23 protein-coding genes are annotated in these 22,252 nt (G+C 43.7%); 22 read left to right on the top strand and 1 reads right to left on the bottom strand.

Features of this window, described 5'->3' with window-relative positions; genetic code table 11:
- Window positions 1-12: 12 nt before the first annotated feature.
- The 18 genes from mnmA (at window position 13) to EV146_RS14765 (ending at window position 18,767) form a co-directional block, all read left to right on the top strand.
- Window positions 13-1,128: a tRNA 2-thiouridine(34) synthase MnmA gene (mnmA, locus tag EV146_RS14680; RefSeq protein ID WP_132007523.1), complete on the top strand. Its 1,116-nt coding sequence runs from the start codon at window positions 13-15 to the stop codon at window positions 1,126-1,128.
- 172 nt (window positions 1,129-1,300) lie between these two features.
- Window positions 1,301-1,957: a tetratricopeptide repeat protein gene (locus tag EV146_RS14685; RefSeq protein WP_121611620.1), complete on the top strand. Its 657-nt coding sequence runs from the start codon at window positions 1,301-1,303 to the stop codon at window positions 1,955-1,957.
- A gap of 40 nt (window positions 1,958-1,997) precedes the next feature.
- Window positions 1,998-4,421: an SF1B family DNA helicase RecD2 gene (gene recD2, locus EV146_RS14690; protein WP_132007525.1), complete on the top strand. Its 2,424-nt coding sequence runs from the start codon at window positions 1,998-2,000 to the stop codon at window positions 4,419-4,421.
- Between the two features lie 25 nt (window positions 4,422-4,446).
- Window positions 4,447-4,923 (top strand): PRC-barrel domain-containing protein, encoded by a 477-nt coding sequence (locus EV146_RS14695; RefSeq protein ID WP_121611622.1) that lies wholly within the window; start codon window positions 4,447-4,449, stop codon window positions 4,921-4,923.
- Between the two features lie 14 nt (window positions 4,924-4,937).
- Window positions 4,938-5,129, top strand: coding sequence for a hypothetical protein (locus EV146_RS14700; protein ID WP_121611623.1), 192 nt, complete (start codon window positions 4,938-4,940; stop codon window positions 5,127-5,129).
- A 255-nt stretch (window positions 5,130-5,384) separates the two neighbouring features.
- Window positions 5,385-6,461, top strand: a complete 1,077-nt coding sequence (locus EV146_RS14705; RefSeq protein ID WP_132007718.1) for an AI-2E family transporter — start codon at window positions 5,385-5,387, stop codon at window positions 6,459-6,461.
- 339 nt (window positions 6,462-6,800) lie between these two features.
- Complete coding sequence (gene alaS, locus EV146_RS14710) at window positions 6,801-9,434, top strand: alanine--tRNA ligase (RefSeq protein ID WP_132007528.1); 2,634 nt, start codon at window positions 6,801-6,803, stop codon at window positions 9,432-9,434.
- A 78-nt stretch (window positions 9,435-9,512) separates the two neighbouring features.
- Window positions 9,513-9,782, top strand: coding sequence for an IreB family regulatory phosphoprotein (locus tag EV146_RS14715; RefSeq protein ID WP_121611624.1), 270 nt, complete (start codon window positions 9,513-9,515; stop codon window positions 9,780-9,782).
- Window positions 9,783-10,199, top strand: coding sequence for a Holliday junction resolvase RuvX (gene ruvX / locus EV146_RS14720; RefSeq protein ID WP_121611625.1), 417 nt, complete (start codon window positions 9,783-9,785; stop codon window positions 10,197-10,199).
- 13 nt (window positions 10,200-10,212) lie between these two features.
- Entirely contained in the window at window positions 10,213-10,503 is a 291-nt protein-coding gene (locus EV146_RS14725; RefSeq protein WP_121611626.1) for a DUF1292 domain-containing protein, read from the top strand.
- A gap of 186 nt (window positions 10,504-10,689) precedes the next feature.
- Complete coding sequence (mltG, locus tag EV146_RS14730; protein ID WP_132007531.1) at window positions 10,690-11,850, top strand: endolytic transglycosylase MltG; 1,161 nt, start codon at window positions 10,690-10,692, stop codon at window positions 11,848-11,850.
- A 229-nt stretch (window positions 11,851-12,079) separates the two neighbouring features.
- Window positions 12,080-12,718, top strand: a complete 639-nt coding sequence (locus EV146_RS14735; RefSeq protein WP_132007534.1) for an O-methyltransferase — start codon at window positions 12,080-12,082, stop codon at window positions 12,716-12,718.
- Between the two features lie 4 nt (window positions 12,719-12,722).
- Window positions 12,723-13,652, top strand: a complete 930-nt coding sequence (locus EV146_RS14740; RefSeq protein ID WP_132007537.1) for a peptidase U32 family protein — start codon at window positions 12,723-12,725, stop codon at window positions 13,650-13,652.
- An 18-nt stretch (window positions 13,653-13,670) separates the two neighbouring features.
- Entirely contained in the window at window positions 13,671-14,939 is a 1,269-nt protein-coding gene (locus tag EV146_RS14745; RefSeq protein ID WP_132007540.1) for a peptidase U32 family protein, read from the top strand.
- A gap of 3 nt (window positions 14,940-14,942) precedes the next feature.
- Window positions 14,943-15,578 carry a uridine kinase gene (gene udk / locus EV146_RS14750; protein WP_121611631.1) on the top strand — a complete coding sequence of 212 codons (636 nt, stop codon included), beginning with the start codon at window positions 14,943-14,945 and terminating at the stop codon, window positions 15,576-15,578.
- A gap of 146 nt (window positions 15,579-15,724) precedes the next feature.
- Entirely contained in the window at window positions 15,725-16,201 is a 477-nt protein-coding gene (gene greA, locus EV146_RS14755) for a transcription elongation factor GreA (protein ID WP_121611632.1), read from the top strand.
- Between the two features lie 60 nt (window positions 16,202-16,261).
- Window positions 16,262-18,040, top strand: coding sequence for a peptidoglycan D,D-transpeptidase FtsI family protein (locus tag EV146_RS14760; RefSeq protein WP_132007543.1), 1,779 nt, complete (start codon window positions 16,262-16,264; stop codon window positions 18,038-18,040).
- Window positions 18,041-18,122: 82 nt separating this feature from the next.
- Complete coding sequence (locus tag EV146_RS14765; RefSeq protein ID WP_132007546.1) at window positions 18,123-18,767, top strand: YrrS family protein; 645 nt, start codon at window positions 18,123-18,125, stop codon at window positions 18,765-18,767.
- Between the two features lie 50 nt (window positions 18,768-18,817).
- Here the strand turns inward: EV146_RS14765 and EV146_RS14770 are convergent, their stop codons facing one another.
- Window positions 18,818-19,027 (bottom strand): YrzA family protein, encoded by a 210-nt coding sequence (locus EV146_RS14770; RefSeq protein ID WP_132007549.1) that lies wholly within the window; start codon window positions 19,025-19,027, stop codon window positions 18,818-18,820.
- Between the two features lie 230 nt (window positions 19,028-19,257).
- Between EV146_RS14770 and mtnN the strand changes: the two genes are divergently transcribed.
- From mtnN to sigK, 4 genes are all read left to right on the top strand, one after another.
- On the top strand, window positions 19,258-19,956 hold the full coding sequence (gene mtnN / locus EV146_RS14775; protein ID WP_132007552.1) for a 5'-methylthioadenosine/S-adenosylhomocysteine nucleosidase: 699 nt from the start codon (window positions 19,258-19,260) through the stop codon (window positions 19,954-19,956).
- A gap of 163 nt (window positions 19,957-20,119) precedes the next feature.
- Window positions 20,120-20,383 carry a YrhC family protein gene (locus EV146_RS14780; protein WP_121611637.1) on the top strand — a complete coding sequence of 88 codons (264 nt, stop codon included), beginning with the start codon at window positions 20,120-20,122 and terminating at the stop codon, window positions 20,381-20,383.
- 364 nt (window positions 20,384-20,747) lie between these two features.
- Window positions 20,748-20,888 carry a YrzI family small protein gene (locus tag EV146_RS14785; RefSeq protein ID WP_132007555.1) on the top strand — a complete coding sequence of 47 codons (141 nt, stop codon included), beginning with the start codon at window positions 20,748-20,750 and terminating at the stop codon, window positions 20,886-20,888.
- 552 nt (window positions 20,889-21,440) lie between these two features.
- Window positions 21,441-22,160 (top strand): RNA polymerase sporulation sigma factor SigK, encoded by a 720-nt coding sequence (sigK, locus tag EV146_RS14790; RefSeq protein ID WP_132007558.1) that lies wholly within the window; start codon window positions 21,441-21,443, stop codon window positions 22,158-22,160.
- Window positions 22,161-22,252 lie beyond the last annotated feature (92 nt).

The following is a 22,252-nucleotide window of genomic DNA, read 5'->3' on the forward strand; positions in this document are numbered from 1 at the left end:
TGAGACATAATCATGGATAAATCACCTGAAAATACAAGAGTAGTGGTTGGCATGTCAGGAGGGGTTGACTCCTCTGTAGCGGCCCTGCTTCTCAAACAACAAGGGTATGATGTTATTGGAATCTTTATGAAAAACTGGGACGACACCGATGAAAATGGAGTCTGTACAGCTACAGAAGATTACAATGATGTCATTCGGGTCTGCAATCAGATCGGAATTCCATATTATGCAGTAAATTTTGAAAAACAGTACTGGGATAAGGTTTTCACCTATTTCCTGGATGAATATAAAGCGGGTCGGACGCCCAATCCGGACGTTATGTGCAATAAAGAGATTAAGTTCAAGGCCTTCCTTGAACATGCATTAAGCCTCGGGGCTGATTATCTGGCTACAGGCCATTACGCACAGGTTGAATTCCGCGATGGAGAATACAAGATGCTTCGCGGGCTAGATGAAAATAAAGACCAAACCTATTTTCTTAATCAGCTCAGCCAGGATCAGCTAAAGCGGGTCATGTTCCCGATTGGCAGCCTGGAGAAGTCAAAGGTCAGGGAAATTGCAAAGGAAGCAAATCTGGCTACCGCGGCGAAAAAGGATAGTACAGGAATTTGTTTTATTGGCGAGCGGAATTTCAAGGAGTTCCTCAGCAACTATCTGCCGGCCCAGCCAGGTGAAATGCAAACACTTGACGGGAAAGTCAAGGGCAGGCACGATGGTTTAATGTATTATACCATCGGTCAGCGGCATGGCCTTGGCATAGGAGGTTCCGGAGATCCCTGGTTCGTAATAGGGAAAGATCTTAAAAGGAACATCCTTTATGTAGGACAGGGTTTTGACAATGAGAAGCTTTATTCGGATTCGATTCTTGCAGTTAATATCAGCTGGGTGACGGACAGACCTGTTGAGAATGAATTTGAGTGTACGGCAAAATTCCGGTATCGCCAAAATGACAATCCTGTCACGGTTCAGGTCCTTGGTGATGGAAATGCAAAAATCATTTTCAAACAGCCTATCAGGGCAGTGACTCCCGGACAAGCGGTCGTTTTCTATGATGGAGACCAATGCCTTGGCGGCGGGACAATCGACGAAGTGTTTAATGATGGCAGCAAGCTGACCTATGTAGGCTGACATGACAACCCCGGCTTCCTTTGTGGAGCCGGGGATTTTCTCTTGAGGGAATAAATATCAGGTTAAGAACTCAGGTTTAGATTAACAATTTTTGAGGTCCTTTTTCGCGTTCTCCTATCAGGGCGGAGAGTCAAAATATGCTATACTTTCATTAAAGAATGGAGTGTTTGTTATGGATAAAAACCAGACAGGTATTGAATATATGAAAGAAGGAAATTGGGAAGCCGCAGCTAAGGTTTTCATGGAAGCGATTGAAGAAAATCCGGATGATACAGTGGCATACATAAACTTTGGAAATGTGCTGACTGCTGTTGGTGAAACAGAGAAGGCGATGAATTTTTACGATAAGGCCATTTCACTCGACAGCAGTGCAGTTTCTGCATATTACAGCAAAGGCAGTCTTTTTTATGAGATGGAACGATTTGCTGAAGCAAAGGATATGTTCGAACAGGCTGCCAAGAAAGGAATGGAATCCGGCGACAACTATTTTATGCTGGGGATGTGCCTGGTGCAGCTTGATCAGGGAAGGCTTGCCATTCCATACTTGCAGCGAAGTACGGAGCTGCTGAAGACGGACGCCGAGGCTTTTTTTCAATACGGCCTATGCCTTGCAAAAGAACAGTATATTGACGAGGCAATTATTCAGCTGGAACACAGTGTAAGCCTTGATTCCAGTCATGCAGATGCCTTTTACAATCTGGGAGTGGCATACGGATTTAAAGAAGAGGCCGCCAAAGCCCTTGATATGTTTAACCGGGCTCTTGAGATTGAGCCTGGCCACCTGCTCGCAGGCCACGGCAAGAAGTTAATTGAAGAGAGCATAGGCTGATCGCCTACCAAAAGTAGCGGAGGAAAGGGGGATAAAGCCTGTGGACAAGCAGGATTCAATGGATCTTTTTTCAGAACAGGGGAAGTACATAAAAGGCAGGCATCTGGTTACCATTTTTCATAATGAACAAAATCTCTACACAGTGCTGCGTATACGTGTTGAGGAAACAAATGACCAATACGATGATAAGGAAGCTGTCATAACGGGCTATTTCCCCCGTATCCATGAGCAGGAGACTTATGTTTTCTTTGGTGAGTTCAAGGAACACCCCCGATTCGGCTCCCAGTTCCAGGCAACCCATTTTCGGAAAGACCTGCCTCAATCCAAACAAGGGGTCATTACCTATTTATCAAGTGACCTTTTTAAAGGCATTGGGAAGAAAATAGCTGAGAATATTGTGGACACTTTAGGAGAAAATGCCATTGCATCGATAATGGAAAATCCCTCCCTCTTGGAACGCATCCCCAAGCTTGCGCCGGATAAGGCAAAAGGCCTTTATGATACCTTGATGGAGCATCAGGGGCTGGAACAGGTGATGGTCGCTTTAAACCAATATGGATTTGGTCCCCAGCTCTCAATGAAAATTTTTCAGGCGTATAAAGAGCAGGCCATCGAAATTATTCGGGACAATCCTTTTAAACTTGTCGAGGATATCGAAGGGATTGGGTTTGGTCGCGCAGATGAACTGGGACGCCAGCTTGGAATGACCGGAAATCACCCGGACCGGATCAAGGCGGCCTGTTTATATACACTCGAGACCTCAAGCATTCAATCCGGCCATGTTTTTATGTCGGCTGAGGAGCTCCTTCAAGATGTAAAAAAACTGCTTGAAGAGAATGAGCCCCATGAAATTGAATTTGATCAGATTTCAAGCGAAATCATTCAGCTTGGAGAAGAAGGCAAAATTATTGTCGAGGAAAGAAGGATTTATCTCCCTTCACTTTATTTCTCGGAAAAAGGGATTGTTTCCAATATTAAAAGGATATTGGATCAAAAAGAATACGAGCAGCAGTTTCCTGAGTCGGAGTTTCTTCTGGCACTGGGAAGCCTTGAGGAAAGGCTTGGGGTCCAATATGCACCCACTCAAAGAGAGGCTATTCAGACAGCGCTGATGTCCCCGATGATGATCCTGACGGGAGGACCAGGGACAGGAAAAACGACTGTCATTAAAGGGATAGTCGAGCTGTATGCCGAGCTGCATGGCTGTTCTCTTGATATTAACGATTATAAAAAGGAAGAACCCTTTCCTTTTTTGCTGGCTGCTCCTACTGGCAGAGCGGCAAAACGGATGGCTGAATCGACAGGGCTGCCCGCCGTTACAATTCACCGATTATTGCGCTGGAATGGGGCCGATGGTTTCGACCATGATGAAGACCAGCAGCTTGAAGGCAAAATCCTCATCGTAGATGAAACCTCCATGGTGGATACCTGGCTGGCCCATCAGCTGTTTAAGGCGTTGCCTGATCATATTCAGGTAATATTGGTTGGAGATGAAGACCAGCTGCCATCAGTGGGGCCGGGACAGGTCCTTAAAGATTTGCTCGATTCCGGCAAAATCCCCACAGTCAGGCTGACGGACATTTACCGTCAGGCCGAAGGGTCCTCCATCATTGAGCTGGCCCACCAAATTAAAAAGGGAACGCTTCCGAAGGATCTGTCTGCCCAGCAGCGGGACCGATCCTTTCTTCGGTGTGCCCCTGGACAAATTTCAACTGTTGTGGAACAGGTTGTCGTCAATGCCAAGAAAAAAGGGTACAGTTCGAAGGACATTCAGGTTCTGGCTCCTATGTACAGGGGGCCGGCGGGAATTGACCGCCTAAACCTCCTCATGCAGGAGATATTCAACCCTAACCCAGATGGAACAAGGAAAGAGCTGGCTTTTGGAGATGTAAAATACCGGGTTGGCGACAAGGTGCTTCAGCTGGTTAATCAACCGGAGGCAAATGTATTTAATGGGGATATGGGTGAAATTGTAGCGATCTTCTATGCTAAAGAAAATACGGAAAAACAAGATCAAATGGTGGTTTCCTATGAAGGCAATGAGGTGACCTATACCCGCCAGGACCTTTCACAGATTACCCATGCCTACTGCTGTTCGGTCCATAAGTCACAGGGGAGCGAATTTCCAATTGTCATACTGCCTGTAGTGAAAAGCTATTATCGCATGCTAAGGAGGAATCTGCTCTATACAGCAATAACAAGGAGCAGGAAATTCTTGATCCTTTGCGGAGAGGAGGATGCTTTCCGCCTTGGAATTGAACGTGCAGATGATACGAAACGAAATACCACACTTGGAGACAAGTTAATTGAGGCGTTTCCTGAAGAAACAGAACCGCATTCCAACAATGCTGGTGCAACCGATCCTTCTGCTGAGGATTATTATCATACCATGTTGAATGCGGATCCAATGATCGGGATGGAAAACCTTACACCTTATGATTTCATGGAGGAAAGCTCACACTAATAACGTTCGGAAAGGTGGGGATGCTTTGCGGACGTTTTCATTGCTGAAAGGTCTTCCAGTCATAAATCTTCAGGATGGGACAAGGTTAGGAGACATTTGTGATTTAAGCGTCTCCGGGGATGGCAGGGTCAAGGCTCTTCTTTTGAAAAAAGGGACTTTCATAAAAAAAACATTCTCAATCAAAGTTGAAAATGTTGATTCCTTTGGATGGGACGGAGTAATGGTGAAGGATCAGTCAGTACTCGAAGCGCTGCAGGGTCCTCCTGAATTTACACTCGAACATCAGGGGAAACTATCCGGAAAAATGATGTATTCCCAGGAAGGTGAACAGCTGGGCTTATTTGAGGACGTATATTTTCAGGAGGAATTGGGCACGATTGTAGGGTACGAATTAACGGATGGCTTTTTTTCAGACATCACTACGGGGAAACGAGTGATCAAAGCCGCTGATCCTCCCGCAATCGGAAAGGATGCCATCATTGTTAACGTAGAGAAAAGTTAACGAGGTGAGCATTAATGCTGACATGCCCAAATTGCCAAAGCAAGGATATCGGTAAAATTGGAATCAACCAATACTATTGCTGGAACTGCTTTATAGAGCTTTCCCTTTCAAAGGGGATCATCCATACCCACCAGGTGGAGGAGGATGGATCACTAAGTTCTCTTGATGATCTCTTTGATGAAGAAGAACGACTTTACGGGATGTGACAGCCGGGTGCTGTTTGTCAGTGATGTAAAAAATCATGCATGAGACAGTGACAGAGTGTTCTTTCGGCTTTTGCATAGCTTGAAAGATGCATAAAATAACATCGAGGATCAGGCATGATTGACATCAGACAAATGAAATGGCCTCAAAAGAGTATCGAAAAAGCGACTATGCATGGACCCTCTTTTTTACAGGGGGTCCTTTTATGAATAATCTTTCCGCTTCCTCTGAACAATAGAATGGAGGGGGTGATTATGTTGGATATTCGGATGAAATGGTATTATCGGCTCGGATTCCTGCTCCTATTGTTTATTGTCATTTATATCTTTTTCAGGCTGAAACCTGTTTGGGTACCGGTTTTGGATATCCTTGTCTCACTTTTGATTCCATTTATGATAGGGGCATTTATAACCTATCTTCTTCATCCTGTTGTGGAACATCTTCATGGCAGAGGCATGCACAGAGGCCTTGCCGTCTTTATAATATACTCTCTTTTTTTTGTAGGAGTGGGTTTTGCCGTATATAAAGGAATTCCCGTGTTTATTCGCCAGTTGCGCGATCTCGCCCACAACGCCCCGGTATTCGCAGCACAGTACCGTGAGTGGATGGAAAACATTCAAAACCAGACTTCGCGCTGGCCGTTCCCCGTTCAGGAACGGATTGAAAGCAGCATCGCAGCTGTTGAACTTGCATTGGAGGGGTTTCTGACCAGTATCATGGGCATACTTATTGGAATCCTTAATTCAATCGTCATTATTGCCATTATCCCTTTTATTGCGTTTTACATGCTAAAAGACTTTGAACTGATCCGGAGGACGACCTGGTACTTGACACCTTCACGATGGCGGGATCAAGGAAAACAGTTCTTAAGGGAAGTGGACCACTCACTGGGAAGCTACATCAGGGGACAGCTGCTGGTATGCCTGATCATTGGCCTGTTATCTGCAATGTTTTTTTCAATTGCTGGAATGCGGTATTCCCTCCTTTTAGGTTTAATTGTGGGGGTCACCAATGTCATCCCCTATTTTGGCCCTTTTATCGGAGCTGTACCTGCAGTGGTCATCGCAGCGACGATGTCATTTAAAATGGTGTTGATCTGTATGGGAATTGTCTTTTCCCTGCAGTTCCTGGAAGGCAATGTCCTGTCACCCCTCATTGTGGGCAAGAGTCTTCATATCCATCCATTGGTGATAATGTTCGCCCTATTGGCGGGTGGAAAGGCAGGCGGCATCGCTGGACTGGTCCTCGCTGTCCCGCTTCTGGTGGTGCTTCGGGCAGCCATTTACCATGCCCGCGATCATTTAATCCGACTTAAGAGCAGGCCGGTTCCATGAAATTGATTTGACAAACAGAAAGCAGTATAGATATAATTCGGCTATAGAACTTAAAAGAACAAAATGGTGAAGGATCGAGTATGTCACAGACCCCCTAAAGAGAGGAATTCCCGCGGCTGAAAGGAATTTCAGGTGAAGGGTGACAGAAGGCTAATCCGGAGTGCAGTTAACCGCTGCCGTAACAGCCGCGTTAAGGCGATTTGAGAGATGTTTGCATTTTCTGCATGCATAATCAGGGTGGTACCGCGAGTTAGCTCTCGTCCCTGTCCAGGGATGGGGGCTTTTTTATTTGTTCAAAAAGTCTTTGCGGCAAAAAATACATACCATAAGGAGGTACTTATGAAACAGCTTACTGGTGCAGAAATAAGGAAAATGTTTTTAGATTTCTTTAAAGAAAAAGGACATGCAGTGGAGCCCAGCGCCCCGCTTGTGCCCCATGATGATCCTTCCTTGCTTTGGATCAACAGCGGGGTTGCAACCCTGAAAAAGTACTTTGATGGAAGAGTCATTCCTACAAATCCCCGTATCACAAATGCTCAAAAATCTATACGGACGAACGATATCGAGAATGTTGGAAATACAGCGCGCCATCATACCTTTTTTGAAATGCTTGGGAATTTTTCAATTGGAGATTATTTTAAAGTCGAGGCAATTAACTGGGCCTGGGAGTTCCTGACTGATCAAAAATGGATTGGTTTTGAAAAGGAAAAGCTTTCCGTTACGATTCATCCTGAGGATGAGGAAGCATTTGAAATCTGGAGTAAAACAATAGGTGTTCCGGAAGAAAGGATCATCCGGCTTGAAGGAAACTTCTGGGATATCGGGGAAGGCCCAAGCGGACCGAATACAGAAATTTTCTATGATCGGGGACCTGAATACGGTAATGATCCGGAAGATCCTGAGCTATACCCCGGCGGCGAAAATGACCGCTATCTGGAAGTCTGGAACCTTGTTTTTTCTGAATTTAACCATAACCCGGATGGAACTTACACACCGCTCCCTAAGAAAAATATCGATACAGGGATGGGTCTGGAACGGATGGCTTCGGTCGTTCAGAATGTGCCGACCAACTTTGATACAGACCTTTTCATGCCAATTATGAAGGCAACAGAAGAAATTTCCGGGGAGAAGTACGGAGCAGAAAATGATAAGGATACGTCATTCAAGGTCATCGCTGACCATATCAGGACCGTTGCATTTGCTGTGGGCGATGGAGCCCTGCCTTCCAACGAAGGACGGGGATATGTGCTGCGGCGATTGCTAAGGCGCGCTGTCCGCTATGCTAAAAAACTAGACATCAACCGGCCGTTCATGTTTGAACTCGTTCCTGTCGTTGGGGAGATCATGCAGGACTATTACCCTCAGGTGCAGGAAAAAGCTGATTTTATTCAGAGAGTGATAAAGAATGAAGAAGACCGTTTCCATGAAACACTGAATGAGGGGCTTGCGATTCTGTCGGGGCTGATCAAAGCAGAAAAAGACAAGGGAAGCGACACCATTCAGGGAGCGGATGTTTTCCGCCTTTATGATACCTATGGTTTTCCGGTTGAATTAACGGAAGAGTATGCCGGCGATGAAGGCATGAAGCTCGATCACCAAGGTTTTGATAAGGAAATGCAGGCACAGCGTGAACGTGCCCGCGCTGCTCGCCAGGATGTTGGTTCAATGCAGGTTCAGGGAGGAGTCCTGGGAGAGATTAAGGTTGATAGCCAATTTGTAGGCTACGACTGCACTGAAACAAACAGCAAAGTGATTGCAATCATTAAAGATGGCCTGCTTGCCGATGAGGTGTCGGAGGGAGATGAATTTCATTTTATTCTGGATGAAACACCTTACTATGCGGAAAGCGGCGGACAGATTGCGGACAGGGGAATCCTGCAATCGGAAGGAGTAAGAGTTTCTGTCAGGGATGTACAGAAGGCTCCGAATGGACAGAATTTGCACCATGCATTTGTTGAGGCAGGAACTTTGCAAAAAGGTACAGCAGTGCATGCGGTAATCGATGAAGCGAATCGTTCCCGGATCGTCAAGAACCATACAGCTACCCACTTGCTGCACCAGGCACTGAAAGATGTTCTTGGTACACATGTCAATCAGGCAGGGTCCCTAGTGGAGCCGGACCGTCTTCGATTTGACTTTTCACATTTTGGCCAGGTCACACAGGAAGAACTTGAACGAGTGGAAAACATTGTGAATGAGAAGGTCTGGAAAAGCATCCCGGTTGCAACGGAATATAAGCCAATTTCGGAGGCAAAGGCAATGGGAGCCATGGCATTATTCGGTGAGAAATATGGCGATATTGTCCGCGTTGTCCAGGTAGGGGACTACAGTCTGGAGCTATGCGGAGGATGCCATGTTCCAAACACATCTGTCATTGGTTTATTCAAAATTGTTTCCGAAAGCGGAATCGGTGCGGGCACCAGAAGGATTGAGGCTGTTACCGGCGAGGCTGCCTATCAAGTTTTGAACGACCAGATTGCCGTTCTCAAGAATGCTGCTTCAAAATTAAAAACAGCTCCTAAGGACGTAGCTGTCCGAATTGATGGCTTGCTGGGCGAAATTAAGCAGCTTCAGCGGGAAAATGAATCACTTGCGGCCAAATTGGGCAATATTGAAGCAGGAAGCCTGGCATCCAAAGTAAAAGAAATCAATGGAATCCCTGTAATTGCTGCACGTGTACAGGCAGCAGATATGAATTCTTTAAGAAATATGGCAGATGACCTGAAACAAAAGCTAAACTCAGCAGTCATCCTGCTGGGCAGTACCGATGGTGAAAAAGTTAATCTGATTGCCGGTGTTACAAAGGATTTAATAGACAAGGGCTACCATGCTGGCAAGCTTGTGAAGGAAGCTGCCGCGATATGCGGCGGTGGAGGCGGAGGCCGTCCGGATATGGCTCAAGCTGGCGGCAAGGATCCTGCAAAACTCGACAATGCCTTGCAAATTGTTGAAGAATGGGTAAAATCCGTTTGATATAAGGGTAAAGTAGTGTAAAATAAAGGTATCTTTAACAAATTTTTGCCTGTCAACGAAAAAAGCGAGGTGCATTCGATGAGCTCTTTCGATAAAACAATGAAATTTAATTTTCCTGAAGAGCCGTTTGAGCATGATGTCAATGACGTGCTGTTTCAGGTGTACGAAGCACTTCAGGAAAAAGGCTACAACCCCATCAACCAGATCGTTGGATATTTGCTGTCTGGTGATCCAGCATATATTCCGCGTCACATGGATGCCCGAAATATTATCCGGAAGCTTGAACGTGACGAGATTATCGAAGAACTGGTCAAATCTTATTTGAAAAGTCACCGCGAGGGAAAATAAATGCGGACAATGGGGCTTGATGTTGGAACAAAAACAGTTGGTATCGCCCTAAGCGATGAACTTGGCTGGACTGCACAGGGTCTGGAAACCCTGAAAATTAATGAAGAAGAAAATGAGTTTGGCTTCGATCAATTAGGTAAAATAATAAAAGAGCACCAGGTAAGCAAAGTTGTTGTCGGCCTTCCAAAAAATATGAACGGGACAATCGGGCCGCGTGGTGAAGCGTGCCAAAGATTTGCGAAAGAGATCGAAAATCTTTTTGGCCTGCCAGTCATCCTTTGGGACGAGCGCCTCACGACCATGGCTGCAGAGCGTGTTTTATTGGAAGCAGACGTCAGCAGGAAGAAACGCAAGAAGGTAATTGATAAGATGGCTGCGGTAATGATTTTGCAGGGTTATCTTAACAGTCAAATTTAATGAGGTGAAAAGAATGGATCACGGTGAAAACAATATTACAGTTGTAGATGAGAATGGAAATGAACAGCTTTGCGAGGTACTGTTTACGTTTGATTCTGAGGAATTTGGCAAATCGTACGTTTTGTACTACCCACTTGGTGCAGAAGAGGATGACGAAGAAGAAATTGAAATTCATGCATCATCCTTCACTCCTACTGAGGATGGTCAGGATGGAGAATTAATGCCGATTGAAACGGACGAAGAGTGGGACATGATTGAAGAAATGCTTGAAACCTTCCTAGCAGAGCAAGATGAAGAGCAATAACCCCAATTTCTTCACAGCAGTTTGAATAAGGGAGCCTGGATGAAAATCCTGGCTCCCTTTCAGTTTTTTTGTGCAGATTTTGTCTTACTAAGGGAATTATCGTAATTTTTTGCGACTTAAGCGTCGAAATATAGTATAATGGTTCGAGAATTATATTAGGACAAAAAGTCAGCCCGGAGGGAAACAATGTCTCAAAAGAAAGAAACAAAAGGTAAAAACTTGGAAAAGGCAGAAAAAAAACAGTTTATATATGAAAAACTTAAGGAACAGCAAAGCGAGGCGAAAGTAATCAGAAGAGTCGTTTTTATGGCAGCTGTAGTTTTCATTCTGTTAGCCGCAGCGGTTGCAGGGGGAGGCTATTATTATATTAATCAAGCCTTGAAACCGGTAGATGAAAACAGCAAGAAACAAATAGTGGTCAAGATTCCGATCGGATCCTCTGTTTCAGGCATTGGGCAAATACTGGAGGAAAATGGGGTGATCCGTGATTCCAGGGTATTTAAGTATTACGTGAAGTTTAAGAATGAATCCGGCTTCATGGCGGGTGACTATAAAATGAACCCGTCAATGACACTCCCCGAGGTGATTACTTCCCTGAAAACAGGTAAGGTCATGCAGGAGGTTGCTGTCCGGATTACAATACCGGAAGGCAAACAGCTGACCCAAATTGCTGCCATCATAGCTGAAAAAACAAATCAAGAAACAGGAGAGGTTTTTGAAAAGCTTAATGATAAGAATTTCCTGAAATCCCTGATGGCAAAATACCCGGACCTCTTGACAGAAGATATTTTAAATAAACAAATAAAATATCCGCTTGAAGGGTATTTATTTCCGGCAACATATCCATTTTACACAGAAGATCCGACTGTGGAAGAAATTGTTGCTGCCATGCTTGATCAAACCAGGAAGGTTGTTGGCCAGTACAAAGGACAAAGTGAATCAAAAGACATGTCGATCCACAAGCTTCTGACCATGGCTTCGTTAATAGAGGAAGAGGCTACAGAAAAAGTTGACCGGGATAAGATAGCGAGTGTCTTTTACAATCGGATGGATATAGGAATGCCCCTGCAAACGGATCCTACTGTGCTTTATGCACTTGGGGAACACAAAGACAGGGTGTATTACAAAGATCTGGAGGTAGATTCTCCTTACAATACCTATAAAAATACCGGACTTCCTCCTGGACCGATTGCGAATGCAGGCAAGATGTCAATAGAAGCGGCATTGGCCCCGGCAAACACTGAATCATTATACTTCCTGGCAACACCTGATGGAGATGTATTGTTTTCGAAAACGTTGGAAGAGCATAATCGCCTAAAAGAGGAGCATATTACGAGCAATAATTGATAAAAGAGGGAAATGCAGAAAGAATAGCATTTCCCTTTTCATTATGGTAAAATAGTTGGAGTGTTTTTAGATACCTTTCGATAGCGTACTATACAGATTTGAGACCATGGAAATCAAGCAAAGTGAAATCCTAAGCATGCGCCATGCTGTCTCTGCCTGTGAACGCTATTTTTTCTTGTCTTGAGGTCCGGGCTTTAGGACAGAATGCTAGGATAGGAGGGATTGCAGCATGTTAGACGAAAAATTACAAGGCTATCTGGATAGTCTCCTGCCGGCACGGGATGGAGTTTTAATGAAAATGGAAGTGTATGCCAAGGAGCATGGCGTCCCAATCATGGAAGCTGCCGGGATTGAAGCGATGCTGCAAATCCTGAGAATTCAGAAGCCTGAAACTATACTTGAGGTTGGAACGGCAATAGGATATTCCGCTTTAAGAATGGCGCATGCCTTGCCGGGAGTGCAAATTGTCACCATTGAGCGTGACGAGGAACGATTAGATCTGGCTAAGGCTCATATAAAAGAGGCTGGCAAAGAATCGCAAATCAAAACGATACATGGCGATGCACTTGAAACCCTGGCCCAGGCAAGCCAGTGGGCTCCCTATGACACAATCTTCATTGATGCGGCTAAGGGACAATATAAGCGTTTTTTTGAAATGTATTCTGCTCTGCTCAGACCTGGTGGAATGATCGTTACCGACAATGTTCTTTTTAAAGGCCTAGTTGCGGCAGAGGAAATTGAAAGCAAGCGGATTAGGAATCTTGTGAAAAAAATAGATGGGTTTAATCACTGGCTGGTCAGCCATCCAAAATTCGACACCGTGATCCTGCCAGTTGGTGACGGTGTAGCAATTAGCAAACTGAGGTGAAAAAATGAAAAAACCAGAATTATTAGTGACTCCTACAACTGTAAATGATATTCTTCCTCTGATTGATGCAGGGGCAGACGCAATTATGGTCGGAGAACAGAAATTCGGCCTGCGGCTGGCAGGAGAATTTAGCCGGGAAGATATTAAGAAAGCTGCTGAATTGGTCCATGCAAATGGAAAGAAAGTGTATGTCGCGATGAATGCAATTTTCCATAATGATAAATTGGATTTGCTCGAAGATTATATTTCCTATTTAAATGAAATCAATGTGGATGCAATTGTTTTTGGGGATCCTTCAGTCCTTCTGGCGGCAAAGCAGGCAGCTCCAGACATGAAGCTTCACTGGAATACCGAGACAACCGCCACAAACTGGTATACGTGCAATTATTGGGGACGGAAAGGTGCCAAGCGTGCGGTTCTCTCCAGGGAAATCAACATGGATGCCATTGTTGAAACCAAGGAGAATGCAGAAGTGGAAATTGAAGTGCAGGTGCATGGAATGAGCTGCATGTTCCAGTCAAAGCGTTCTTTGCTGGGCAATTATTTCGAATACCAAGGCAAAGCCATGGAAGTCGAAAACCGCAAACAGGAAAAAAATATGTTCCTTCATGATAAAGAAAGGGGAAATAAATACCCAATTTTTGAAGATGAAAATGGTACACATATCATGAGTCCGAATGATATGTGCATTATTGACGAACTGCAGGAAATGGTAGATGCAGGAGTAGATTCTTTTAAAATTGACGGCATTCTTAAGGATACAGATTATTTAGTTGAGATCACAAAGCTTTACAGGAAAGCCATCGACCTTGCTGCAGGAGATCAAGACCAATATGACGAGGAAAAAGATGAACTGCTCGCCAGAGCGGAGGAACTGCAGCCGGATAATCGGCCGCTTGATACAGGTTTTTTCTTTAAAGAAACGGTTTATTAATATAAAGGAGGAATAGCGATGACAGCAGTGAAGGACAGCATTTCACAGATCGTGGACGGTAAGCGTGTTATTGTCAAGAAACCGGAGCTGTTAGCGCCTGCCGGCAACCTTGAAAAATTAAAAATAGCAGTCCGATACGGAGCTGATGCCGTATTTATCGGTGGACAGGAATACGGGTTAAGGTCCAATGCCGGCAACTTCACCTTCGAAGAGATGAAGGAAGGAGTGGAGTTTGCAGCCAAATACGGTGCGAAAATTTATGTCACTACAAATATTTTTGCACACAATGAAAATATTAATGGACTGGAAGACTATCTGTTAGGGTTAAAAGAAGCAGGGATCCACGGGATTATTGTCGCTGACCCGCTTATTATTGAGACGTGCCGCAGGGTAGCACCTGAAATCGAGGTCCATTTGAGCACACAGCAATCTCTTTCCAACTGGAAGGCCGTCCAGTTCTGGAAAGATGAAGGGCTGGAAAGAGTTGTGCTTGCAAGGGAAACCAGTGCAGAAGAAATTAAAGAAATGAAGGAAAAGGTCGACATCGAGATTGAGACCTTCATTCATGGGGCTATGTGCATTGCCTACTCCGGCCGATGCACATTAAGCAATCACATGACGGCCAGAGACTCGAACCGGGGCGGATGCTGCCAGTCCTGCCGTTGGGATTATGACCTCTACAGGCTTGAGGGCAGTAAAGAAACACCACTTTTCAGTCAGGAAGACAGCCCATTTGCGATGAGCCCTAAGGATTTAAAGCTGATCGAATCCATCCCGCGGATGATTGAACTGGGAATTGACAGCCTTAAAATCGAGGGTAGAATGAAATCGATTCATTATATCGCTACAGTAGTAAGCGTCTATCGAAAAGTAATCGATGCTTACTGTGCTGATCCAGATCACTTTACAATCAGGCAGGAATGGCTCGAAGAACTTGATAAATGTGCGAATCGTGATACTGCACCAGCCTTTTTTGAAGGAGTTCCCGGGTATAAAGAGCAGATGTTTGGAAACCATAGCAAAAAGACGACATTTGATTTTGTCGGGATGGTACTTGACTATGATGCAGATACAAATATGGTCACACTTCAGCAGCGGAACTTCTTTAAGCCAGGTGATGAAGTGGAATTCTTCGGTCCAGAACTGGAAAATTTCAATTACGTCATTGAAAAAATCTGGGATGAAGATGGCAAAGAGCTAGATGCAGCCCGTCATCCTCTGCAAATTGTGAAGTTCAGCATGGACAGGCCAGTTTACCCGTACAACATGATGCGAAAGGGGCAGTAAAAAATGAAACGCAAGCCTGTCGTGATTGGGGTAGCCGGCGGCTCCGGCTCCGGAAAGACAAGCGTTACAAAGGCAATATATGAAAGCTTCAAGGGTCATTCCATCATGATGCTTCAACAGGATTATTATTATAAGGACCAAAGTCATTTGCCATTTGAAGAACGGCTTAAAACGAACTATGACCATCCCCTTGCTTTTGATAATGATTTATTGATTGATCATCTGAATAAGCTTCTTCGGCATGAACCCATTGAAAAACCGGTATACGATTATACGATTCACACCAGGTCAAGTGAAGTGATTCACGTTGAACCTAAAAATGTGATCATCCTTGAGGGAATTCTGGTTCTTGAGGACGAAAGGCTCCGGAATTTGATGGATATTAAGCTATTTGTCGATACGGATGCTGATTTACGTATTATCCGGAGGCTGCTTCGAGATATTAAAGACCGGGGCCGTTCGCTGGAATCCGTGATTGAGCAATATGAAAATGTGGTACGGCCGATGCATAACCAGTTCATTGAACCGACAAAGAGGTATGCCGATGTCATCATTCCTGAAGGCGGCCACAATCATGTAGCAATTGATTTGATGGTAACAAAGATACAAACAATTCTTGAACAAAAATCATTTTTATGAAACAATAGCATAGATAAGAATATGGGAAATAAGCAGCGCGCGCCCTTTAAATAAGGACGCGCTCCTGTCTATATTAAAAAAGATTCTCCCTACATAAATGACAAAAAAATATGGGGAACAGTGAAGACTAGAAGGAGTGAAGGACTTTGGCAACAGAGAAAGTATTTCCGATGACACTTGCGGGAAAACAAAAATTAGAACAAGAACTAGAACATTTGAAAACGGTTAAACGTAAAGACGTTGTGGAGCGCATCAAGATCGCCCGCAGTTTTGGCGATTTATCCGAGAACTCCGAATACGATTCTGCCAAAGAAGAACAAGCATTTGTTGAAGGCCGGATCACAACGATTGAAAATATGATCCGCAATGCCAAAATCATTCAGGAAGATGAAATGAGCAGTGACACGGTAACTCTTGGCCGTACTGTTACTTTCATTGAACTTCCTGATGGAGAAGAGGAGACCTATTCAATTGTCGGAAGTGCTGAAGCCGATCCATTTGAAGGGAAGATTTCCAATGACTCCCCGATTGCGAAGAGCCTGCTGGGCAAGAAGGTTGGAGATCAGGTAACCGTTCAGACACCTGGCGGGGAAATGAACGTACGCATCACAACAATAAAGTAAAAATGAATAGCAAGTTTGAAAAACAACAACCTCGTCAACACTTTTGACGAGGTGTTTTTTATGAAAAGAAACAGAATAAGGGCCTGGCTTGCCCTTTGTATGGTAGGGCTGGCAATTCTGACTGGCAGATTGGCACAAATACAGCTTATTTCCACTGAATCCTTCTCAGACCATCAGGTAAACCTGCTTGAAGCGAGTGTAAGGCAAAGAGCACAGGAAATAATCATTGATAATGGACGGGGAAATTTCCTTGATCGCAAAGGAGACCCGCTTATTTATGAAAAAAAACCTGTACTTATTCTTTTTCCTTTCTTAAAAAAGATGGACTGGCCTTCAGAAAAGGTTGCTTCCATTATTGGGGTCACGGAACCTCAGATTCTTGATTCAATCAATCAAGCAAAAGGCCCGGTGGCTTTCGGCGGAAAGGATCCGCACATGCTTACTGCGGAGGAAATGAATGAGATCAATCTATTGAAAATTCCGGGCGTTTTAGCTGTGGAAAGGAAGTATCCTATCTCAAAGCGGAATGCAGAGCAATTGATAGGAATTACGGGGGAAAACCCTTCTCTCCTTGAGGCAAGGTATGGCAGCAAGGAATTTTCTCCAAGGACACTGACGGGACTCTCAGGGCTTGAGAAGAGCTTTGACGAGTTCCTCGTGGGAGAAGGAAAGTCGAGGCTTGTCTACCATGTGGACGGGGTAGGTTCTCCATTATTCGGGATTAATGTAAAATATTCAGAACCGGCCAATCCCTACTACCCCATCAACATCAGGACTACAATTGATAAGGATTTGCAGGAGCTGTCCGAACACCTTGCCGACAAGCATCAGATCCAAAAAGGCGGGCTCGTGCTTCTGGATATTGAAACAAATAACATCCTTGCCATGGTCTCAAGACCTCAGCTTAACCGAAAGGATCCATTCGGGGATTCAGGCATAAAAAATATGATGCTCTCTCAGCACATTCCCGGTTCCGTTTTTAAAACGGTGGTTGCTGCGGCAGCAATCGACCATGGTCTTCAGCCGCCTTCGCGTGTTTTTGACTGCAGCAGAAAGATAAATGGCGAGCGAGATACCAAGTACAATCATGGCAGCCTGGACTTCACTGACAGCTTTGCAAGAAGCTGCAACTCCACGTTTGCCCAGCTCGCTAAGGAGCTGCAGGACAAGAACGCCAGCATCCTTGAGGAATATGCCGAAAAGCTGTCTCTCACAGGAACAGTGGGCTGGACCGGAGATCTTTACCATATTGAAAGCTTTAAGCAGCTGACAGAAGAGGATAAAGGAAGAGTATTTTCCACTGACGCAGCGAGAAAGGACAGAAATTTCGCAGCACTCTCCGGGATTGGCCAGCACGAGGTCAGGGTAACCCCTTTAGCCGTAGCCAATATGATGGCCATGATCGCCCGGGGCGGTGAAAAAAGAATGGTAAGGGCGGTTGAATCGATTGAATATCAAAATGGTGCTGTATTAGCGGAATTCAATGATAAGAAACTTGAGGGGGACGCGGTCTCTCCTTATACAGCTCAAAGGCTTCAAAAACTCCTGCGTGAAGTTGTCATTGATGAGGAAGGAACCGGGCGCTGGCTAAATTCTTTGCCTTATGAAGTAGCAGGCAAGTCAGGGACAGCTGAAACAGGGATTCATCAGGAGGGGAAGCAAACACATAACAAGTGGTTTGCAGGCTATTTCCCATATAAAAATCCCAAATATGCTCTCGTTGCCGTAAATTTAGGTGTTCACGAAAATAAAGGGGGAGTCAACCAGTTATTCGCTGATATGGTTGAGGAGATTTATTCCTTTGACAAAGGTGAAGGAAGCCAGGTTGTTGATGACTAAGCGCAGATATTTTGATAAAATTCTTCATGTTTGCATAAAGTCATGGTAGAATGTTGACAACCTGATAAGGGAGTGAAGATAGTTGAAAGACGATTTTGAAAACCAGAATGAAGGCTTAAGAAGTGGCAAACTGGCTAAAAGGAGAAAAACCAATCTAGTATTAAATAGCTTAATCGCTATCGTACTTTTATTAATCATTTTTGTCTCGGTCAATATTTTCTTTGGTGATGTCGAGAGCAAAGGAACAAATGAAGATACAGCGGCAGAAAGCAAAACGGAAGAATCTTCCAAAGAAAACGCCGGAAGCAATCCTTCAGAAGACACCGAGGCGAAAGAGGATAGTACCGAAGCGGAAGAGGAAACGGATTCAGAAAATAAGGAAGAAGAGGACAGTGAGCCAGTAGTCACTGAAGGCGGAAGCAGCCCGGATGTAAAAAAAACAATTGAAAATCCGGACTGGGAGCCTGTCGGTACATCACAAAGCGGAGAACACGTTGCCGTATATGACCAGAATGCTGTGGATTGGCAGGAAATGATTAAAGCAATCTCCTATGCAACAGGCATTGATTCGAATAATATGACAGTCTGGTTTCTGGGAAATAATGGAGGCCCTAATAGTGCTGCCGGTACCATTTCAGAAAAAGGCGGATCAGTCAAATACCGCGTTGCCATTGAGTGGGTAGATGGAAAGGGCTGGAAACCAGTTAAGGTGGAAGAGTTGAAATAATGAAAAGCCGGAAGCTCACTTTTTGAGCTCCGGCTTTTTGGCTTCGAAGGTCAGTCTTTTTTTAATTTGAAATGGACAACTGCAGAATAAAAGGTGCGTCCTTCTCCATCTAAATGCATTTGATGGGAGACATGATGGACAGTCATCATGATTCCCTTATTTATTTCAATCTGGGTATTGATTTGTTTTTCAAGCTCTTTTAAGCTGGCGGCTTCGAAAAACTCAACTTTATCTTGAATGAGGTCAAGCTGAAAATTCATTTTTCTTTTCCTTTCTGATTAATATGGTTAATTCTATTGTATTTTCAGGTCGGTTTTGATGCAAGCATACTCGGATATTTCACCTGATTAAGATTCACATTAGAAAGTTGAATATCAAAATGGTAAAATAGGCTCGCGCGCACATTCATCTTTTAGGCACTTAAAGAGAGTATAAAATGGATTGAATGATGCAGAATATAGCTTAACAGGAAAGCAGGAAGGAACTTTTTATGAGAATTGCTATTATTGGTGCGATGGAAGAAGAAGTAACTCTATTAAGGAATAAAATAGAGAATGGGGAACAGCAAACGGTTGCGGGTTTCGAATTTATTACAGGAACACTTGAAGGAACAGAAGTTGTCCTTTTGCGTTCAGGGATTGGCAAGGTAAACGCTGCAATGTCGACCACTGTCCTGCTGGAAAGATTCAGCCCTGATTATATTATAAATACAGGGTCAGCGGGCGGTTTAAATCCAGAATTAAATGTTGGAGATGTAGTTATATCAAGTGAAGTGCGGCACCATGACGTCGACGTCACAGCGTTTGGCTACGAGTATGGTCAGGTCCCTCAGCTTCCGCCGGCCTTTGAAGCCGATGCTAAACTGATTCAGATTGCAGAGGACAGCGTCGGAGAAATTGAAGGCATCCAAACCGTAAAGGGACTTATTACAACTGGAGATTCATTTATGAGCGACCCGGATAGAGTGGAGTTCATCAAAACGAAATTTAACAACTTGCAGGCGGTCGAAATGGAAGCGGCGGCAATAGCCCAGGTAGCGTATCAGTTCGGTATACCCTTTGTTATCATTCGTTCCCTGTCAGATATTGCGGGAAAAGAATCCAATGTTTCCTTCGACCAGTTTTTAGAAACAGCAGCCATAAACTCGGCCACCCTGGTGATGAAAATCACTGGATCTTTAAGAAAGTAAAACGAGCCATGAAGCAAAGAACCCTCCCTGATTGGAGGGTTTTTTTTTGTTTGCTAAAAATGACACAATTTACATGATCATCAATGGCAATGAATATGTTAAATTATTATTGTATTCTACTAAGCACTTAATAGAATGACAGGAAGAGAAAAGGTGATGGAACGTGAACGCAAAGCAATTGTATGAAAAGATGGTCGACTACAGACAATACGGAGTCATTCTTTTGGCTGCTGGTGTATTCTTCTATCTTGGTGTTATTATTCCTTCCGAAGTCAAGGTAATGAAAGATATATATATATCCGCTGGAGCTTCCGCGGGTTTCCTGCTTTTCTCGATCTTGTTCTTAAGCCTTTCAAGAAGCTGCAGGAATAAATTAATTGATTCAGAAGAAGGCCAGGAATATCTAATGAAAAATAAACGTCCCTAATATTGGGGGCGTTTTTTTATATTACAATAATAATGAATAAACAATTTAGAAAATTAAGCGATAATTAGGTTTACAAATATGCTATTAGTGGATATAATTACCACTGTAAGTAAAATTTTCTTAAGGAGGTCGAATGAAATGATGAAGTTGCATATGAAATCAACAGTCAAGTTAAATAGCTTGTTTACGCATTCGACCAGGATCGGATGGATCGCTTAAGAACGTTTTCTTGTTAATTAAGCCTGTCCATGCCGCAGGGAGGAGCGTGCCCTGCGGCATTTTTATGCCTTTTTTGAGACCGCAGGGAGCATTTTTCCCTGCGGTTTTTATTTTTGGGGATAGGATAGAAGGAGGTGATTAGGTAATGACCCTAAATATATTATTTTTTACCATTATAATTAAAAGACGCCAAATGACTCAGGAAGAAGCGGAACATAACGATATGGTTGAAAAATTGCTTGAAGAGAATAAAGCCCGGCAGGCAAAAATGATGCGTCAGTTTTAAAAGCTGCTTTATCAAATAGAGGAGAAAGGTGGTTTTACTTATGAAAAGGTTTAATCAAAGGAAAGCAATTTACTGGGTGGAGAAAGATACCACCTAGCCATTCTGCCAGGGGGGAATGACAATGTCACTGCATGTTTTGTTAATAACTTTAGAATTTCGAAGGAGAAAGCAGGTCAAGTAAATCATTGTTAAAAAAAGTTCACAATCTTACTCCATACTCATGTTTTCAGTATGGTAAATTTGAAGGAGACAGGAATCCTTTTTTAGGAGTGTGGACCAATGTTTTCAATTGTTATGGGCCTTATCATTTGCGGAGCTATCGGAAGCATCATCGCAACAGAGGTCAGTGTAGATTAGAAAAAATACGTTCGAAATACCGCTACTGCCACGTTTTAAATGGAAGCATTAACCGATAGAAGGTTAATGCTTTTTTACATTTATGGTTGGGAATATTTACATCAGAAAAGATTTTCATCGGACATACACGAACCAGGCAAATCCTTCATAGGAATCTATTATAGGCAAAAGTCCTAACAAACGGGGGGTGGAAAAGTGTCTGGGATTCTGGCAGCACTTGGGTACTTAGTAAAGGAGATTATCTTTCTTGTTTCTTATGTTAAAAACAATGCATTTCCCCAACCGTTATCATCCGCGGATGAAAGAAAATACTTAAAGTTGATGGCTGAGGGAGATGCGCATGCCCGAAATATGCTAATTGAACATAATTTACGGCTAGTGGCACATATCGTGAAGAAATTTGAAAACACTGGGGAAGATTCTGAAGATCTTATCTCAATTGGGACGATCGGGCTGATCAAAGCAATTGAAAGCTATTCGGAAGGAAAGGGAACCAAGCTTGCGACCTATGCTGCACGGTGTATTGAAAATGAAATTTTAATGCACTTGAGGGCCTTAAAGAAAACCAAGAAAGATGTGTCGCTGCATGATCCGATCGGGCAGGATAAAGAGGGGAATGAAATCTCGCTTATTGATGTCCTTAAATCTGAATCAGAGGATGTTATTGATACCATTCAGCTTAATATGGAGCTGGAAAAAGTAAAGCAGTATATAGATGTATTGGATCAGCGGGAAAAAGAAGTGATTATCGGCAGGTTTGGGCTGGATCTGAAAAAGGAAAAAACACAGCGGGAAATAGCGAAAGAACTTGGAATTTCACGCAGCTATGTTTCCCGTATTGAAAAAAGGGCATTGATGAAAATGTTTCATGAATTTTACCGGGCTGAAAAAGAAAAAAAGAAGAATAAAAAATAATGGGAATCAGCGGCCTTTATGACTGGCCGTTTTTTTCTTCCGCTAAAAATAGAAACATTTCTTCGTGCAATTTATAATATAGGGGAAAGTTG

The organism is Mesobacillus foraminis (genome assembly GCF_004340465.1).
In the GTDB taxonomy this organism is placed as follows: Bacteria; Bacillota; Bacilli; order Bacillales; family Cytobacillaceae; genus Mesobacillus_B; species Mesobacillus_B foraminis.

Coding starts and splice junctions, on each gene's coding strand:
- EV146_RS14715 (WP_121611624.1), top strand. CDS start 9,513: ATGAGCTCTTTCGATAAAACAATGAAATTTAATTTTCCTGAAGAGCCG.
- EV146_RS14735 (WP_132007534.1), top strand. CDS start 12,080: ATGTTAGACGAAAAATTACAAGGCTATCTGGATAGTCTCCTGCCGGCA.
- EV146_RS14760 (WP_132007543.1), top strand. CDS start 16,262: ATGAAAAGAAACAGAATAAGGGCCTGGCTTGCCCTTTGTATGGTAGGG.
- mnmA (WP_132007523.1), top strand. CDS start 13: ATGGATAAATCACCTGAAAATACAAGAGTAGTGGTTGGCATGTCAGGA.
- EV146_RS14740 (WP_132007537.1), top strand. CDS start 12,723: ATGAAAAAACCAGAATTATTAGTGACTCCTACAACTGTAAATGATATT.
- mtnN (WP_132007552.1), top strand. CDS start 19,258: ATGAGAATTGCTATTATTGGTGCGATGGAAGAAGAAGTAACTCTATTA.
- EV146_RS14725 (WP_121611626.1), top strand. CDS start 10,213: ATGGATCACGGTGAAAACAATATTACAGTTGTAGATGAGAATGGAAAT.
- udk (WP_121611631.1), top strand. CDS start 14,943: ATGAAACGCAAGCCTGTCGTGATTGGGGTAGCCGGCGGCTCCGGCTCC.
- EV146_RS14770 (WP_132007549.1), bottom strand. CDS start 19,027: ATGAATTTTCAGCTTGACCTCATTCAAGATAAAGTTGAGTTTTTCGAA.
- ruvX (WP_121611625.1), top strand. CDS start 9,783: ATGCGGACAATGGGGCTTGATGTTGGAACAAAAACAGTTGGTATCGCC.
- EV146_RS14700 (WP_121611623.1), top strand. CDS start 4,938: ATGCTGACATGCCCAAATTGCCAAAGCAAGGATATCGGTAAAATTGGA.
- EV146_RS14785 (WP_132007555.1), top strand. CDS start 20,748: ATGACCCTAAATATATTATTTTTTACCATTATAATTAAAAGACGCCAA.
- EV146_RS14685 (WP_121611620.1), top strand. CDS start 1,301: ATGGATAAAAACCAGACAGGTATTGAATATATGAAAGAAGGAAATTGG.
- EV146_RS14745 (WP_132007540.1), top strand. CDS start 13,671: ATGACAGCAGTGAAGGACAGCATTTCACAGATCGTGGACGGTAAGCGT.
- mltG (WP_132007531.1), top strand. CDS start 10,690: ATGTCTCAAAAGAAAGAAACAAAAGGTAAAAACTTGGAAAAGGCAGAA.
- alaS (WP_132007528.1), top strand. CDS start 6,801: ATGAAACAGCTTACTGGTGCAGAAATAAGGAAAATGTTTTTAGATTTC.